At 36.7% G+C, this 16,520-nt stretch carries 15 protein-coding genes; 7 read left to right on the top strand and 8 right to left on the bottom strand.

All coding sequences use genetic code 11. The features are described from left to right. Nucleotides 1-184 precede the first annotated feature (184 nt). Nucleotides 185-988: a universal stress protein gene (locus BMY56_RS08475; RefSeq protein WP_091622617.1), complete on the top strand. Its 804-nt coding sequence runs from the start codon at nucleotides 185-187 to the stop codon at nucleotides 986-988. Nucleotides 989-1,538: 550 nt separating this feature from the next. Here the strand turns inward: BMY56_RS08475 and BMY56_RS08470 are convergent. Next, nucleotides 1,539-1,943 (bottom strand): hypothetical protein, encoded by a 405-nt coding sequence (locus BMY56_RS08470; protein WP_245737184.1) that lies wholly within the window; start codon nucleotides 1,941-1,943, stop codon nucleotides 1,539-1,541. Nucleotides 1,944-2,074: 131 nt separating this feature from the next. Between BMY56_RS08470 and ftsH the strand changes: the two genes are divergently transcribed. The 4 genes from ftsH (at nucleotide 2,075) to BMY56_RS08450 (ending at nucleotide 9,085) form a co-directional block, all read left to right on the top strand. Further along, complete coding sequence (gene ftsH, locus BMY56_RS08465; RefSeq protein WP_091623255.1) at nucleotides 2,075-4,030, top strand: ATP-dependent zinc metalloprotease FtsH; 1,956 nt, start codon at nucleotides 2,075-2,077, stop codon at nucleotides 4,028-4,030. 146 nt (nucleotides 4,031-4,176) lie between these two features. Beyond that, nucleotides 4,177-4,569: a hypothetical protein gene (locus BMY56_RS08460; protein ID WP_091622612.1), complete on the top strand. Its 393-nt coding sequence runs from the start codon at nucleotides 4,177-4,179 to the stop codon at nucleotides 4,567-4,569. 189 nt (nucleotides 4,570-4,758) lie between these two features. After that, nucleotides 4,759-7,755, top strand: a complete 2,997-nt coding sequence (locus BMY56_RS08455; protein WP_091622609.1) for a CheR family methyltransferase — start codon at nucleotides 4,759-4,761, stop codon at nucleotides 7,753-7,755. Then, nucleotides 7,730-9,085, top strand: a complete 1,356-nt coding sequence (locus BMY56_RS08450) for a PAS domain-containing sensor histidine kinase (protein WP_091622606.1) — start codon at nucleotides 7,730-7,732, stop codon at nucleotides 9,083-9,085. The genes BMY56_RS08455 and BMY56_RS08450 overlap by 26 nt, the downstream gene beginning before the upstream one ends. Before the next feature lie 102 nt (nucleotides 9,086-9,187). Here BMY56_RS08450 and BMY56_RS08445 read toward each other — a convergent pair whose 3' ends face one another. From BMY56_RS08445 to BMY56_RS08435, 3 genes are all read right to left on the bottom strand, one after another. After that, nucleotides 9,188-9,883, bottom strand: a complete 696-nt coding sequence (locus BMY56_RS08445; RefSeq protein WP_091622604.1) for a hypothetical protein — start codon at nucleotides 9,881-9,883, stop codon at nucleotides 9,188-9,190. Between the two features lie 363 nt (nucleotides 9,884-10,246). Further along, the gene (locus BMY56_RS08440; protein ID WP_143057799.1) at nucleotides 10,247-10,765 is read right to left on the bottom strand and encodes a hypothetical protein; all 519 of its coding nucleotides are present in this window, start codon (nucleotides 10,763-10,765) and stop codon (nucleotides 10,247-10,249) included. A 230-nt stretch (nucleotides 10,766-10,995) separates the two neighbouring features. Then, nucleotides 10,996-11,445: a hypothetical protein gene (locus BMY56_RS08435; protein WP_091622599.1), complete on the bottom strand. Its 450-nt coding sequence runs from the start codon at nucleotides 11,443-11,445 to the stop codon at nucleotides 10,996-10,998. A 155-nt stretch (nucleotides 11,446-11,600) separates the two neighbouring features. Between BMY56_RS08435 and BMY56_RS08430 the strand changes: the two genes are divergently transcribed. Next, entirely contained in the window at nucleotides 11,601-12,446 is an 846-nt protein-coding gene (locus tag BMY56_RS08430; RefSeq protein ID WP_091622596.1) for a universal stress protein, read from the top strand. Here the strand turns inward: BMY56_RS08430 and BMY56_RS08425 are convergent. Then, nucleotides 12,427-13,353: an SDR family NAD(P)-dependent oxidoreductase gene (locus BMY56_RS08425; RefSeq protein ID WP_091622593.1), complete on the bottom strand. Its 927-nt coding sequence runs from the start codon at nucleotides 13,351-13,353 to the stop codon at nucleotides 12,427-12,429. The genes BMY56_RS08430 and BMY56_RS08425 overlap by 20 nt on opposite strands. Nucleotides 13,354-13,357: 4 nt before the next feature. Next, complete coding sequence (locus BMY56_RS08420) at nucleotides 13,358-14,377, bottom strand: quinone oxidoreductase family protein (protein WP_091622591.1); 1,020 nt, start codon at nucleotides 14,375-14,377, stop codon at nucleotides 13,358-13,360. A 120-nt stretch (nucleotides 14,378-14,497) separates the two neighbouring features. Between BMY56_RS08420 and BMY56_RS08415 the strand changes: the two genes are divergently transcribed. Next, nucleotides 14,498-15,307: a GIN domain-containing protein gene (locus tag BMY56_RS08415; RefSeq protein WP_091622588.1), complete on the top strand. Its 810-nt coding sequence runs from the start codon at nucleotides 14,498-14,500 to the stop codon at nucleotides 15,305-15,307. 1 nt (nucleotide 15,308) lies between these two features. Here BMY56_RS08415 and BMY56_RS08410 read toward each other — a convergent pair whose 3' ends face one another. Continuing rightward, nucleotides 15,309-15,602, bottom strand: coding sequence for a hypothetical protein (locus BMY56_RS08410; protein ID WP_091622585.1), 294 nt, complete (start codon nucleotides 15,600-15,602; stop codon nucleotides 15,309-15,311). Between the two features lie 27 nt (nucleotides 15,603-15,629). Then, nucleotides 15,630-16,490, bottom strand: a complete 861-nt coding sequence (locus tag BMY56_RS08405) for a universal stress protein (protein ID WP_177170940.1) — start codon at nucleotides 16,488-16,490, stop codon at nucleotides 15,630-15,632. Between the last annotated feature and the right edge of the window lie 30 nt (nucleotides 16,491-16,520).

The following is a 16,520-nucleotide window of genomic DNA, read 5'->3' as shown; positions in this document are numbered from 1 at the left end:
AACAAATTTTTATATGTTAATAAATTTGATGGTTTTTTACCATACCCAAAATGACGAGGGTCACTTTGTCTTATTAGTCAACATCATTTATATATTAAAACCAATACATCACTCCTTTTAGCTGACTGACCAATATCATGGTTTGGCATAAATACCAACAGTACTTTTAAAATAAAATAACACCATGTACAAAATATTGTTACCCACCGATTTTTCAGAAATAGCACAAAATGCTATCGACTATGCCGTATATCTTTTTGAGCGAGAGCAGTGTACTTTTTACCTATTACATGCCTACTACATTGTACCTTCTGAAACAGGTACTAAAGTAGATGCGGGTAACGCTTTAGGCCTACTACAAAAAAGACTAGATGCAACGAAAAATACAAAACACACGTTCAAAAACGTATTGTTGACCGATACGGCTTTGGGTGGAATAGAAAAAACTATAGCTGAAAAAGACATCGATTATGTTTTTATGGGTACAAAGGGATCTTCAGCATTAAAGGAAATATTTATGGGAAGCGTTACCACCAGTGTAATTAAATATATTGATAATTGCCCTATTATTGCCGTACCAGGCGAATATGATTATGACATACCTGATGATATTCTTTTTGCTAACGATTTCAAACATGCATTCACTTCTTTAGAATTAACACCACTGATCAAAATATCTTCCCTTTGGGATTCAATCATAAACATTGTATACATCAATTCAAAAAACGAACTTGAAGACATTCAAAAATCGAACAAAGAATTGCTTCAAAACTACCTAAAAGACACTAGGCATCGATTTATACAGGTAAAGAAAAAGAATTCGGTTTCGTCAACGCTAAAAGATTTAGAAAAACAATATAAGAACATCGGCATGGTCACCTTTTTAAAAACCAAACATGGTTTTTTTGAAAAATTGTTACGCGAACCTATTATTAAAAATATGTCCTTTATGACCAACGTACCCCTCTTGGTACTTCCTGAAAATTAATAAGGCCAATGAATTATATGAAATCATAAATATGTTTTCTTATTATCTTTTAGAAGGTATGGCTAATCTTTCCTTTTAGATTCCATTAACCCAGGGTGAAATTGTTTTAAGAAGGCATTACGGGTCGAGTCCATTTTTCTCATCATCTCGTCAATCTATAGGTTGTTGTTCCCATTGATTAAAGAAATAATCGTCTCTAAAAAAATCTCTCATAAAAAGAGTCTCATTTTTAGGGGAAAATGAAAAATCATCTTTACACTAAAAAGGTGCGCTCTCCTTAAAATATTTTCTAAATGAGCCCATAATACTATCAAGATTTACATTAAGTGAATCACCCTCAACGTTAGTATAGGAATACCTATAAAGAGAATCGTAATTAAGTTTCCGAATTCGTCATATTCTCTATGAACGTTCCTTCCATGACACCTTGGGTTCAATGACCGGATCTTTCTCTGTTTGACTAGTTAGCGCCTCTTTTTCTTAACCTTTACATGCCTTAAATAGCAGCACAAGTGTTACTATTATTATTGGAGTCTTCATATATTATTATTTAATTTTTTCTAGTATTGGAACGTGGTGTCGTTCTATTGCTTCTACCTCTATTTGCATTATTGTCCTCATGGTAACGGCGAATATTCTCATCATTATAATTACGAATCCGTTCATATTTCGCACGTCTTAAATCGATATTTCGGTATCTCGGTGGCAATACGTTTCGCCTTACCCATACCCCCCCATTTAGATATACATAGGTTCGCGCCGAAAGATCATAATAGAAGCTATATTCAGGGAAATAGACATACCTAACAACTTCCAAACGATTTGGATAGAACCATGGTGGTGGTGGTTGTCCTATCCTAGAGGAAACAACTATGGGGCTGCAGCTGGCTAACAACATTAAAACTAATACTAGTATAAATAGAATAAAAGATTTGTATAAGTTTCTGCTTTCCATCTGTTTAATATTTAAACAACAAAATAAAAGGATGATGAAGAGATTGTATATGACCTATATCATTTTCAGTCAAATTCTATTGAAATAGTTTTGAAACCCTAATAGAGATGACATCAGTATCCAAAAATAGAATGAAAAATCCACACGATAAAGAAGATAAAAACCAACTCCCGGATAATGGTAAAATTTCACCGCCCAATGAAAGCTATGGCTCTAGTTGGTTCTATATCATCGTGGTTGCTCTTATGACGGTTATTTATCTGACCCTAAATAATACAAACGAAATACGGGAAATAAGTTGGTCAGATTTTGAGCAGAATCTTTTGGCCGAACACGATGTGGAAAAAATTGTGGTCATCAACAAAGAGGTGGCCAATATATACATCAAACAAGACCGTCTTAACGATGAAAAGTACAAATGGATAACCGACGGAGTTTTAAGTACCAAAGAAAGGGCCCACTATCGAATGACCATAGGGTCGGTAGAGACCTTTGAGAACAAATTACAACAAGCGCAAGAGGGTTTCTCGAAAGAAGATAAAATAGATGTGCAATATCAAAATCAAACCAGTTGGGTAAACCTATTTTCATGGTTATTACCCTTTGCCATCATAATTTTATTCTGGCTATTCATGATTCGCAGAATGGGAGGTGGCAACCCTAAGGGCGGTACGCTTTTCAACTTCGGAAAATCTACCGCCAAGCTTACTGAGAAAGGTACTAAAAGCCCTGTAACATTTAATGACATAGCAGGCCTTAAAGAGGCCAAAGCCGAAGTTATGGAGGTAGTCGATTTTCTCAAAAATCCTGAGAGGTATACCAAATTAGGTGCTAAAATTCCCAAAGGGGTCATGCTTGTAGGTCCTCCAGGAACAGGAAAGACACTAATGGCCAAAGCGATGGCCGGCGAAGCCCAAGTGCCATTTTTCTCTATTTCGGGTTCTGAATTTGTAGAAATGTTCGTCGGTGTCGGTGCCTCAAGGGTTCGTGACCTGTTCAAAAGGGCAAAAGAAAAAGCCCCTAGTATTATTTTTATCGACGAAATTGATGCCGTGGGCCGTTCTCGTGGAAAAATAAATGCCTTTCAGGCCAATGACGAAAGAGAAAGTACCTTGAATCAATTACTGACCGAGCTAGATGGTTTTGGACAGAACACCGGTGTTATCGTATTGGCCGCTACCAATCGTCCCGATGTATTGGATAAGGCATTATTGCGACCTGGCCGTTTTGACCGCCATATTTATTTGGAACTACCAACTAAAGAAGAACGGGAAGAAATTTTCGGGGTACATCTACGTCCATTAAAACTATCAAAAAATGTAGATGGTGCTCAACTTGCCAAATTGAGTCCGGGGTTTTCTGGTGCCGATATTGCAAATATCTGCAATGAGGCTGCTCTAATTGCAGCACGTAAGAATAAGAAAGTAGTTGAACATACCGATTTTATGGAGGCACGAGATCGAGTCATCGGTGGTGTAGAGCGTAAAAGTAAGATCATTTCGCCCAAGGAAAAAGAAATCGTAGCGTATCATGAGGCAGGCCATGCAGTGGCTAGTTGGTATTTAGAACATGTAGATGCCTTGGTTAAGATTTCGATTATACCTCGCGGTAAATCGTTGGGTTCAGCTTGGTATTTGCCTGAGGAACGACAAATTGTAACCAAATCTCAGTTTATAGATCAAATCTGTGCTTCGTTGGGAGGCCGTGCCGCAGAAGAAATTATTTTTGACGAAATATCTACCGGTGCTTTAGACGACCTTGAAAAGGTAACTAAGCAAGCCTATGCCATGGTAGCATATTATGGCCTTAACGATGAAATAGGCCCCATCAGTTTTTATGATTCTTCGGGACAAAATGACCGGATCTTGGGCAAACCCTATAGTGAGGATATGGCGAAACTAATTGATCAGAACGTACAAAATTTGGTTACCGCAGCCTATGAAAGAACAAAAAAAGTATTACTGAAGCATCGTGATGAACTTAAAAAACTGGCACAACTTCTTTTAAAAGAAGAAGTTGTGGAAAAAGAAAGTTTGGAACGCTTACTCGGTAAACGAGAAATAGAATTATTGGTGAAGAAAGAATGAAACCTCAACTAGTACATGAATGACACCAATAACTTATTATTCTTGTATGTAGCGAAGTTTTTAAGTTGGCAGAAATAGTAGGTACGCTCATAACGAAAAGATTTCTAATATCTAGAAATCATAAATTAATTTAAAACCAGTTAATCATGAAAACAAAAACCGAAGTACTTTACAACGAAGATTTACATTTTGAGCACAAACAATGGCAAAGCGAACTTGCTTTTTGGGAAGACGAGCTAAAATCGTTCAACAATCGATTGAGTGATTTAATACAACGTTGGACGAATAAAGATGTATTGGTACAATTAGAGCATTACCAAAATGAATTTATACTTCATGAAGGCATTATTGACAAACTTCAAGAAACTATTGAAAAGCATGAAACCCGTATTGCAGGACAGTTAAAATCTGGTCATGACTCATTAGATACTGCACTCACTAAAAAACATCTTGAATTCAGGAACCAAATGGAAACTCAACGACAAATCTACGCAGACCTTAAAAAGGAATTTTTTCATTTTCTCTCTAAATATATGTAAACAGCTCCTTTTTCATGTGTACTATCGAAGGGTACCAAATGGCCGAAAATTTTGTAATTGTATCTCTCACATGTGATATTTATCATACAATATATATGTTTTTCGATATATATTGTACGTAAGCATTCTTGAATTCAAGAATGTGCTTTTGCTTATATTTGAGAATCAATAAAGGTGTTGTTAAAAATTATGGCCAATAAAAAACCTTCGATAAAAAAAACCGATAAATCAAGGGCTCAAGAGGGGAAGAGCTCAAATGAAAATACCGAAAGCGATTTTCTTATCGTTGGTATGGGCGCTTCCGCAGGTGGGCTAGAGACCTTTAACCAGTTTTTTGAGGCCATGCCAGAAAATCCGGGAATGGCTTTTGTTTTGGTACAACACCTAGACCCTACCCATAAAAGCCTCATGGTGGAGTTGATAAAAAAGCATACCCAGATGGAAATATCTGAGGTCGTAGATCATACAAAAGTACAACCGAACCATATCTATGTCATACCGCCCAATAAAGATATGGCCATCTTTAATGGCGTTCTACACTTAATGGACCCAATGAAGGCCCGGGGTTTTCGAAAACCGATCGATAATTTTTTTCGCTCCCTGGCAGAAGATCAGATGGGCAGGGCGGTCGGAATAATATTATCAGGTACAGGCACCGAAGGCACTTTGGGTCTTAAGCAGGTTAAGGGTCAAGGCGGACTCGCTATTGTGCAAAACCCCGATACTGCAAAATATGACGGTATGCCAAGAAGTGCCATTGCCGCGGAATCTCATGATTTTATACTTCCCGTCAAGGAAATTCCCGACATGTTAATAAAATATGCAAAAAACCGAAAATTCGGATTGGAGAAAAAATCGACGAAAATCGATACGACCAAAAACTTGTTGGAAAAAATATTTATTGTATTGCGCAATGAAACAGGGTGTAATTTCGGAGATTACAAGAGTAGTACGGTTATCAGGAGGATAGATAAACGCATGGCACTCAACCAAATCGACAAACTCGAAAACTATTTGAAGTACATTCAAAAGGATCGAGAAGAAGTTCTAAAGCTCTTTAAAGAACTGCTCATCGGTGTAACCAGTTTTTTTCGCGATACCGAGGCCTATGAAGCCTTACAAAAAGTGATAATCCCAGAAATTTTGAATAAAAAACAGAATGGTGAAACTATCCGTATTTGGGTAGCTGGCTGTTCTACCGGTGAAGAAGCCTATTCTTTGGCCATACTGTTTGATGAGGAGATCCGTAAGGGTAGCAAAAACTTGAAAGTGCAGATTTTCGCTTCTGATCTTGACGGTGACACTATTAATCTTGCGCGACAGGGTATTTATCCAGAGACCATTGCATCAGATATAAGTACCAAAAGGCTCTCCCGCTATTTTCTGAAAGACAAAACAACGTTTAGAATCAAAAAGGAAATAAGGGATCAAATCATTTTTGCCGAACATAATCTTATTAAAGACCCCCCTTTTTCAAAACAAGATTTGGTAAGCTGCAGAAACCTTTTGATCTATTTAAACCAAGAAGCACAAAAACGGGTGTTCACTATTTTTCATTATGCCTTAAAACCTGATGGTATTTTGTTCTTGGGCAGCTCTGAATCTTTAGGGGAATTTGCAAGCATTTTTGAAGCCATTGACCGAAAGAATAAAATATTCAGGCATAAAAATGTGGTTGCTACCAAAGTGCCTGATATTAGTCAATTATTTCGAGAGCAAAGCCGCATAGTTTCCGAGAATTCACTTCCCATAAAATTAAAACCCCGTGAAAACCTGGCCGGGGTAACCGAGCGTTTATTATTGGCCAGATATGCCCCGGCATGTGCCATCATTAACAACGAAGGTGATGCCGTTTATTTTTCGGGTAATACAGGTAAATACCTTCAGCCCTCGCCTGGAGAGGCAAAACTCCACATTGTAGATATGGCCCGTGAAGGACTAAAAACCGACCTACGTGCACTTATCGTTAAGGTAAGAAAGAGCAAAAAAACAGAAATCAGCAAAGGGGTTAATGTAAAGACCAACGGCAATTTTCAGACCATATTACTTCGAATAACGCCATTAGAACCTCTAAATACCTATGAAGGTTTTTATATGATAACCTTTGAAGAACTAGTTCAAGAGGAGATTGCCCCTGTAGATGTTAAACCGGCAAAGGCCCAAGAAGTTTCCGAAATTCATGCGTTGGAGCAGGAACTCACAGCGACTAAAGAATACCTTCGCTCTACCATTGAAGAACTTGAAGTTTCGAACGAGGAGTTGAAATCGAGCAATGAAGAACTACAGTCGAGCAATGAGGAACTACAAAGTACAAACGAAGAACTCGAAACCTCAAAAGAAGAACTACAAAGCGTTAACGAAGAAATCGTAACCATAAATACTGAGCTCACCTCAAAAATTGATGAACTGGCCTTGGCGTATGATGATATGAACAACTTATTGGCAAGTACCGAGATAGGTACAATTTTCTTAGATGCCAACCTCAGAATCAAACGATTCACGCCTCCTTTAACAAAAATCATAAATTTGATACAGACCGACATAGGGAGGCCAATTACACATTTATCATCAAACTTAGTTTATGACGGGCTCGAAAATGATATAAAACAGGTACTTCAAAAGCTCGTCCCAGTTACAACATCAGTTCAAAGCAGCGACGGCACCTGGTACAAAATGCAAATTTTACCGTACCGCACTTCTGAAAATATGATAGAAGGGGTGGTAATCACTTTTGTCGATATAACCCATGAAATACAATTGGCCGATGATTTAAAGAATGCCAAGAAGAGTTATGAGGATTTACTTGAAATGTCAAAGACCATTGTCTATACACAAAACAAAGATCTAAAATATACAAGTATCGGCAACAACGTTCAACCCAACTTTCAGTTCGCAAAAATGGTCGGAAAAAAAGATGGAGATTTTTATTCGGAAAAGGATACGGCAAGATTAGAAAAAATAAAGAAAGAGGTCTTAAAAAAAGGAAAAGCCATACGAGAGAGAATCGACCTAACTATTGGTAATGCAACCTACCTGTACGATTTAATGGTGAGACCTGTTTATGCAAATAATTCTTTGGAAGGAATTGCCTGTACCTTAATAGACATCACAGAGCTTCATGAAGCTAAAAAAGAGTTGGCAAAACTAAAAATAGAAAGAGATGAAGGCGAAAAATCCACCAAATAGCGCTTTACGAAAAAAGGCGGAAGCCCAAATAAAAAATTTGCCCCTATCGACCCTAGACCTTACCATGGAAAAGGCCAAGATTTTGATGCACGAACTTGAAGTACATCAGATAGAACTTGAGATGCAGAACCAAGAATTGAGAGAGGCCCAGCAGCAACTAGAAAAAGCTCGTGATGAATATTGTGACCTGTTCGACTTTGCGCCTGTGGGCTATTTGATATTGAACGAGAAGGGGGTAATCAACAACATTAATCTTACAGCCTGCCACCTGTTCGGCATAGACCGTTTACATATAAAGGGAAAACCCTTTTCTGCGTATTTATCGAAAGGTGAAGCGAATACTTTTTTCCTTAGTTTACGACAGGCTTTCAAGACAGGTACCCTACCAACTTTAGAATTTAAAATAAAGCGTAAAGACAATACATACTTTAACGCGCTCATGAATGGTACGATAGATACCGACCAAAATATAAATGGTCCCGTATGTCGTGTTGCCATACAAGATATTACAGAAACTCGAAAGATGGAAATCTTGCAAGAGCAGCATGAAGATCTAGAGAGGGAAAACACAAAAATCGAAAAATACAATCAAGAACTGGAGAGAATCGTTTTAGAGCGCACCAAAGAACTGAGCGAGGCCCTCGAATCGGAAAAGGATATCAACGAGATGAAAAGTGCCTTCATTACGATTGCATCACATGAACTACGCACACCTGTAACCATAATCCTGTCATCGGTTATTCTTATGGAAAAGTTTAACAATAAAGGGGAATACGATAAAATTGACCGGCATATTCAACGTATCAAATCTGCGATAAAAAATTTCACTTCAATTCTTGATGATTTTCTGTCCCTGGAAAAACTAGAACGGGGCGTTGTAAGGGTAAAAAAAGAGACTTTTGACATCATGGAATTCATGAAGGTACTTACCGAAGAAATGGAAGGCATTCTTAAACCAGAGCAACATATTCATTATTCGCACGAAGGAAACAATTTGGTAGTACAAAATCAAAAAATACTACATAATATTTTGGTCAATCTTTTGACTAACGCCATAAAATACTCTGAAACAGATGTAATGCTAAATACTATGAATAGAAACGGTGAATTGACTGTTATTGTAAAGGACAAGGGTATCGGTATTCCTGAGCAGGATCAAAAAAATCTATTCAAACGTTTTTTCAGAGCTGAGAATGTCAAAGACTTTCAAGGCACGGGCTTGGGTCTGAGTATTGTAAAAAGGTATGTAGAACTGTTAAATGGAAGCATCGAATACGTCAGTGCCTTGAGCCAAGGTAGTACTTTCACCATACAACTACCCGAAAACTAACCACCAGTTTTATAAAGTGATGTCAATAAACTAGGGTCATTGACATAATCTAGATACCATTTATTTTCACAAACTTGGAATCGACAAACAGTTCTAAAACATTTAATAAATAACTTCTTTTAAAGGAAAAATTCTTTCGTATTCTGTACATGAGCCATCAAAAAGTAATCCTTCATCATAAATTCGTTCAAACTCTTTGGCCGTAGGTTTCAAGTAAATTTGAGTACGAATACTATCAGTTCCTTTAAGCACAGTCACTGTGGTAATAGAGTCTAATTGCGCTAAGTTATCAGGTATATCTGCCCGAGCAATAGACAGCAATTCACCCCTTCTTTGAGAAACCACTAAGACTTCCCAAGCATCTTCACTCAATTTTAGATTTAAAACAAGATGTCCTTTAAAGGGCTTTAGAATCTGTGTATCATTAATTGCAAAAATAGTATCTCGTATGATAATTTGGGAAATTAAGGTATCCCCTTTTTCAGTAAGGGGAAAATACCCCTCCCAATCCTTAACATACAGCTGCCCGTTTACCAGTTCAAGTTCGGGATCTGCCGCTATTTCTTCCTTGGTTGTTTTAATCAAGAACTCTTTACGCCTTACAATGGCCCCATCATCAACATACAAAGATGCACTGTCTACCTTACACCAGTAAATACCTATGAAATTATTGGGGATTCTTGACAACGGTTTTACATCTACAGGTTGTGGCTCCCCAAAAACCACTGCCGGTTGACATGAAGCCAAGAGCAAAACCACAATAACTGTTTCAAGAATTCTAATCAATCCCTTTTTCATTTTTTAATGTTTTATAATAAGCCACTAATGCCTACAGTTTAAAGCTAAGGGCAACTTTCAACTTAAAAAATGATAAAAATCAGTAGTATGGTGTTTTAATGGCTAAAAACGACTAGTACTTCATAACAAATGTTTGATTTCTTACTTATGCCCTTTCTTACCTTTTTATATACTTCTTTGGTTTTTTTTTAGAAAAAAAGGGGAATACTGATCTTTAAATATGGGATGTCAAAAAACACAAAAATTCCAATTATAATGTCAACGATAAGTAAAAATGCAAGTATAATCAACACTGCCGTATTTATATCTGTATTTAATATTTTAATTTTTCCTCGTTTCATTATTACTGGGGTCATTCGTTCATTAGTTGCCTTTTGAAATTAAAATCTTATTCAATCGCTCAATAATTGTATCTACAAATAGCGGAGCATCAGCTATTTTTGATTCGCCCGTTATGGCATCTACACCTTCCATTTTATAACTGCCTTCACCAGAGGTTGTGAGAACAACAATCTTATTACTAAACTCAGGGTATTTTTCAATAAAAGTTTGTACAGTTATGGGCGGTTTCCAATTCTCCCAAGTATGTATAATAACGAGAGCGTTATATTTTCTTGGGTCAATAGTCGGTAGTGATGAAATATCCACTACTTCGATATAGACAGAATCAGCTTTAAAATGATCTACGATTCCACCAGTTACCTTATTTTTAAATTCACTACCCTGGGTGGCAATCAATAGCTTTTTTTCTAAGGTTGGGGTGTTGATTGTGTAGGGCGCTACAACATCCATCGAATAGTTGTATTGATACCACATAAGAAAGAGGAAAAAGGCAACCATGAAACCTAACATTATTAATAATATTTTCTTGAAACGTTTCATCTTATATTCGTTTTATGAGTTATTTACCACTGTTTTTAAAGTACTTTTTGATCTTCTGGATAAGACTTTATTGCTATTGCCTAATTGAAACTTCGATTTAATTCTAACAGAATCGATTTCTAGTTCAACTTCAACATTGAATTCAACTATCGATAGAAATCGTATTACTGCTTATTAGAGTTACAATATCATTACCTATAATTTGTGTATCATTATTCATAGAATAGGAATTATGTTTTAATGATACTTGACAGTTCTTCGCTGTCTAAAATATATTCGCTTATCTTGAAAGTCTCTTTTCTATTTTTTCGAAAAGATTTTACGAACCGCTTCATCTCCTCTTCCAAATGTTGGTGCTCTGATATTATAATTCCTGCATCCTTTTTATTCGAGTCTTCTACCATAAACCCTAATCGAACATGATGCCTGCTAACTTTTTCCAGTAAGTCATTAACGCTGGCGGTCATTTCTTGTAAACCCAATTTAAGCTCTTTCACCAGATCCAGATTTTCCTGCTTTGTGATCCAAATAAAATATTTATCGATAAGATGGTGTAGAAATAATAAATCATCACGATAAAACTCAAGGTCAGATATCCAATATTTTGTCAACACATAGAGCTCGTCCCATGGGCCATCTTTTAAAAATTCAATGTCTTTGCTGTATTTTAAATTACTCATGATATCCAATTCTATATTTGAGTTTTAAATGTAATGGAGTGTCTTCGTTATACAAATGACTCAAATCATTAGTAAGATATATTTCTTATGACGTTAGTCATTTTCACTAACATGAGGTAGCTGTAGATTTACAGCATCATAATAAAACCATAGCTATGAAAACTATTTTATATGCCACTGATTACTCTGAAAATTCGGTTTCCGCATTACGACTTGCATATTCTTTAGCAAAGAAATTCAGTGCAAAACTGATTGTTATGCATGTTTTTGATATGCCTATTACTTTGGCAAGTACCGTTACGGTAACTTATTTGAAAAAGGAAAAAAAGCTATATGTAGAAAACCGAGCCAAATTGAAAAACTTTGTTGACCATTATCTAGATACTATAGAAATGTACATGGATTTGAATTTCGTGGTATATGAAGGCACTTCTGTTTCAAGCAGCATCATAGAAAAAGCTATCAAGTTCAATGCAGATCTAATATGTGTCGGTGCCAAAGGAACAAGTGTTATAAAAGAATTATTATTGGGCAGTACAGCGAATACACTCCTAAAAAAATCTCCATGTGCTTTATTGGTCGTACCTACAGGAAGTGAAAAGACAGAACTTACTAAAATGGTCTATGCCACAGATTTTGAGCAGGCAGATATTTTTGCAATTAACAAGCTGGCAAAAATCGCACATCAATTTGATGCACAAATAAGAGTGGTACATATTACAACACGAAATGAATATGATGGTGAAGGACAAATGGAATGGTTTAAGGAAACGTTAAAACAAAAAGTGGACTATGCCAAAATGGAATTTGATCTCGTCTTTTCAGAAAAAGTTTTTGAAGACTTACTATGGTATCTTGAAAATGCCCAAGCTGACCTTTTGGTGATGTTGGAGCGTAAAGACAGTACTTTTTATCAAAGATACTTTCAACCCGACATGGTCAAACAAATGGTAAAAAATAGCCCTGTACCTTTGCTTAGTTTCAACGCTGGCGGACTTTAACGGCCTCTATCTCGACTTCGGAATCGGTCAAAATTTCTTGATATTCACTAGCTACCTGTACACTTTCATCTACTTTTAGCCCACCGATCATCGTATACTGGTTTTTTATTTTTTCTCGATTGAACCAAAGTAACCAGCTGCTAAATGCAGGAAGATAACGGATAGTGAAATTAGCCAAATTTCCCAATCCTGTTAAGGTTATTCGCTTTGTTCTTTTTTCAATCATTTTACGGATACTTTGGGCAACAGATTCTTGAGTGGCCAATTGCATGTTCGTACGTTTGGGCAAATAGACCAGTGAACCATCTACATCCAAGATTTTTTTATTCGGGTCGTTTTGGGTAAAACCCACAAAGGCGATACCAACATGAACACCATAATCCCAAAGTTCTATTCGAAGCGCTTCTGAAAGTGCTGCCTGGGCCATTTTAGAGGCACTGTAGGCCGAATTAAAAGGCATTCCCCTAAAGCCTGCTATACTATTGATAAATATCACATGCCCTTTTGTTTTTTTGAGGTAGGGTATGGCATACTTGCTTAAATGGGCAGCGCCAGTAAAATTGGTCTCAGAGAGAATGGTGAAATTTTTGTCTGCCGAATTCTCAATAGAACCCCTACTACTAACACCTGCATTATTCACTAAAATATCCAATTGACCGTGAATACTAATGACTTCGCTAATCAAAAACTTACACTCTTCCTGTAACCGAATGTCTGCAATAAAGGTATCAACCTTGAAGCCATTATCCAAAAATTCATTTTTTGCGCTTTCCAACTTCTCCGAATCTCTACCGTTCAATATTACTTTGGCTCCTAGTTGCGCCAACTCCCAAGCGATGGCTTTGCCAATACCCATACTCGAACCGCTTACCACAGCCACTTTATTCTTTAAGTAATCATTCTTCATAACATCACCATTTTACAACGATTTTCCCCATCGATTTTCGAGACTCCAAAAAAGCATGAGCTTCTGCCAGTTGCTCTACTTGAAATTCGCCACCAACATATGGGGTAAGAATTCCCTCTTCCGTCAAGCGAATAACCTCTTGCATGACCTTTGCTATTTTTTCTGGGTTTTCTTCTGCAACCTTCAACATATTTATACCTATCATTCCCTTTGAACCACTTAAAAACTGTAATGGGTGATATAGCCCAAACTGCCAAAGCACCCGTATTTTTCCAAATATGTTTTTGGCCTGGTTCATACTCGAAACCCCAAAAGAAAAAACTCTTCCTCCTGCCCCGAGCAACCGGTAGTCTTTTTTAACCGATTTTCCGCCAACCGGATCAAAAACCGCATCCAAGCCCTTTTTTCCAATAACTTTTCGCACAGCTTCTTCAAAATCATTTTTTCTGTAGTTTATTGGGTAATGCACGCCATTCTTATTTAGATAGGCTACCTTTTCTTCAGAACCGCAAGTACCGAAAACGATACACTTTTTATGTAATGCCATCTGAACTAAAGCTGTACCCACTCCCCCAGCTGCAGCATGTATAAGAACAGTATCATTTTCTTGTAAATTGGCCATATGATGACTTAAAAAATAGGCAGTACTGTATTGAGTTGCCAAAGCAACGGCAACACCTGCAGAGAATGAATTCGGTATTTTATAAACTACCTCCTTATCTGCCAAAGCAAATTCGGCATAGCCACCGAACTTCGTCAATGCAATAACTCTATCTCCTAATTTCACATGATTTACATTGGTGCCTATCGCCTCTATTTCACCTACTACATCATAACCCAAAATTGCAGGCAATGGCGGAGCCGCTTTATAAAGTCCCAATCGCGCCATAACATCGGCAAAATTCAACCCAAAGGCTTCAACCTTTATCAAAACCTGATTTGCATTGGGCCGGGGTTTATCTGCTTCCCTTATTTCAAAAGCCTTCTCGGCATTTCCGTACTTTATAAGATATGCAGCATTCATAAAATAATTTGTTTAAGATGGTAAGGTATAACCGTTTGTTATTACGTGTAATGACCGTTGTCATTTTTAAATCACCTATTAGTAAATAAATTTCACACTTAAATTGTCTATATCTCAATTATGAAAATAGCCTGGTGTATTATCGTAGTCTTATCTTTCAATTACCTATTCGCGCAAGAAGACAAAACATTCAGTTCTTACGCAACCCTTGAGGGTGTTAAGACCATTGAAATACATAACAATCTTTGTGTTAATCTATACCCTACCTATTTTTATGGTGTACAGATTAATGGAGATAGAAGTCTAAAGGACATTATAAAATGGAAATTTGAAAATTCAACGCTTATTCTTTATACTATTCAAGAAAACACTTTGGCCAGTAATGCCGAAATTATTCTTTATATAAGTGATCTGAAAGAAGTGAAATTGTCAGATACGGCTTCAATAGATACCAATGAAAAATTAGTTGCAGACAGCTTTACACTGTATTCTTTAGATGAATCCTATTACAACTTACTTGTCGATTGTCAGAATTTTAATTTGATTATGGATGGTGCGAGTACAGGAAATATATCTGTAGACTCAAAAAATGTACATATCGATGCCAAAGGAGCCTCGAACACCTCAATGAAACTAAAATCTAACAAAGTAATGGTGAAACAATCAGACAAGAGTATAGTAAGTTTGAATGGAAAGACACAATCGTTAAGTGCAACAGTAGGCAACAAAGCACAATTATATGCTTGGGCACTCTTAGCTAAAGACGTATATCTTTTCTCATCAAACTCTGAAGATATTCAGGTATTTGCCGAAGACCGTCTTAAAATAAATGGTCAAGGCAGTGGTAAGATTTACGTTACCGGAAATCCGAAGCAAATTGATACCATCAATTTAAATAAAAAGACAAAGATTGTTTACCGTTTTCAATAAACTAGAAATCAATTAAAAAGTCGGGGCAGTAAATAGGTATTACAAAAAATACAAATAGTAAAAATAGAACAGCCCAAAGTGCCCACATCAATATAGGATATACAATTAAATTCCCTTTGGAATTAGGTTGTAGTGAGTGTGCTATAAGTCCATGTATTCCAAAACTAAACATCAGAAATGTTAGACTAGAAGCAACTATAAGAAAACTTTTCGTATGATTATCTTTTAAGGCAAATAGATAAATTGCCAATGCAATTGAAATTACTATTACTATTCTAAATATTCTTCTGGCCATAATAGGTGGTTATTTTAAGTGGTATAATTAATAATTGAAGGTTTGATGATTACGTTCATTAAAACTCATTAGGGGAACCCTGCCGTAAGACTCCATTTTTTTGACCAGGTCCTGATGAAGCCATTTTTTCAAGCCTTTCTTTTCCCTTTCAAGCATAACCACCAAATCGGCGCCGACATCTCCTAAATAAACTCGAAGCGAATCAAAAATATCATCAGAAATAAACAGCTTAAATTCAATGTTTTTATACGTTACCTGTTCTTTAAGCGCGTCTTTGAACCACTCCATCTGCATATCACCTTTATATTCTTTCTTTGTGGAAATATGTACGACATTGATCTTCGCATCTAAAGGTTTTGCAATTTCGACCAAGCTCTTGATCGTATGAATATCCTCTTCCTCAAAATCTGTTGCATATACAATAGTTTTTATCTCCACATGGCTCATATCAGCTGGTATTGCCAATATTGGGCAAGGTGCATTTTCTATGAGTTGTTTAGTTGTGCTGCCCATAATCAATTCTCGTACACCACTACCGCCTTTCATACCAACAATAATCATATTGGCATGCCATTCGTTGGCTATTTCAAAAAGACCTTGTATAACAGATTTGTTCTCTACAATCTCTAAATGTATGTTCGGGGCATTCCAATCTTTGCCCAATTGTTCGTCGCAAAATTTCTCTAAGTTAGAACGGTGCATTTTAAAATTATCTTTCTCTAGATTCGGAAAAGGTTCTGAAAGCACCTCAGTGCCTAGTACAGTCGGGTAATCGAACACATGTGTTATTACCAAACGAGTGCCTAACTGTTTGTTCAAAGCAAAGGCATATTTCAAAGCTGCTGCTGAATTCTGAGAATAATCTGTGGCGTATAAAATTGTTTTCAATTTGATCTCTTTTAATTTGAGTTCAAAACT

The organism is Maribacter orientalis (assembly GCF_900109345.1).
GTDB lineage: Bacteria > Bacteroidota > Bacteroidia > Flavobacteriales > Flavobacteriaceae > Maribacter > Maribacter orientalis.
Note: the sequence above shows the minus strand (reverse complement) of the source record. Positions and strands in the feature narration are given on the sequence as shown.